2 protein-coding genes are annotated in these 1,065 nt (G+C 34.0%); one reads left to right on the forward strand and one right to left on the reverse strand.

Annotation, left to right across the window (positions count from 1 at the left end):
- The first annotated feature begins 151 nt into the window (after nucleotides 1-151).
- Complete coding sequence (locus AC1DPQ_RS28625) at nucleotides 152-520, forward strand: universal stress protein (RefSeq protein WP_477611695.1); 369 nt, start codon at nucleotides 152-154, stop codon at nucleotides 518-520.
- A 67-nt stretch (nucleotides 521-587) separates the two neighbouring features.
- Here the strand turns inward: AC1DPQ_RS28625 and AC1DPQ_RS28630 are convergent, their stop codons facing one another.
- Nucleotides 588-752: a hypothetical protein gene (locus AC1DPQ_RS28630; RefSeq protein ID WP_477581303.1), complete on the reverse strand. Its 165-nt coding sequence runs from the start codon at nucleotides 750-752 to the stop codon at nucleotides 588-590.
- Nucleotides 753-1,065 lie beyond the last annotated feature (313 nt).

Raw genomic sequence — 1,065 nt, forward strand, 5'->3', positions numbered from 1 at the left:
GGTAAAAGCAGATTAGAACAGGCCTTAAGGTAAAAGCAGATTAGAACAGGCCTTAATAGGTAGCAATACCATTAATGTAGCCAAAGCAATAAAAGTACCTTTATTAATTGTTCCAGAAGGAGCAAGATTTCATAAAATTGAAAGGATTCTTTTGGCCTGTGATTTAAAAGAAACAACAAGTGCTTTACCTATTGGTGCAATTAAAAGCTTTGCAGGTACAATTCAGCCAAGGTTATTTGTCTTAAATGTAGAAAGAGATGATGAACACAGCACTGAACTCAATATCGAAGAAAATAGTCTAAGAGCCCACTTTGGGACAGAAAATACAACCTATCATCGAATTCGGCATCATCATATAGCAGATGGTATTGCTTTGTTCGCAGCCGAAAACAGATTACAACTGATAATTGCCGTTCCGAAGCATCACAGTTTTTTTGAAAGCCTGTTTCACCAAAGTCTCACTAAAAGACTGGCCTATCATACGCATATTCCATTGTTATTGTTTAAAGAAACACATTGATAACTGCATAGCTCATAATGTAATGTATAGCAATGATGTAGCTTTATAAGCTGTTCAAAGTGAGAAGCTATTTTTTACCTAACCTTTTTCGTAAGCTTTCTTCTGCCTCTTTTAGCTCATCTTTTTCAGCAAGCGGCTCCTGCGTCTTTGGGTTTTTTAAACTTACGCTGGCTACCTTGGCCAATGCCTTATCGATATCGCTATTGCGCGGTTTCTTAACTTTCTTTTCCATGATGACTGAGATTTTTATTTAATTTTCTTAAAACCTATGTATTCTCATTTTTGGCGAAATTAATTTATTTAAATATGTTTTCAATTGATTTTTAAAACAGTTCGGTTTTCTATTTTGTTTTATTAAAATCATACGTCTCCGCCTAACCAGAATATTTTGGTTATCCAATTGCGCTTTCAGAATATATGGTCTTTATATAGGCGTAATACCTCATCTCAGGCCTTAAATTATTTGAAAGGAATAAAACGGTTATCTAAAAAAATGTAATCGTTTAAAAATAAAAACAGCGCCATGGAAACGAATAATATAAAAC

The organism is Pedobacter sp. 01T416_2 (assembly GCF_056398925.1).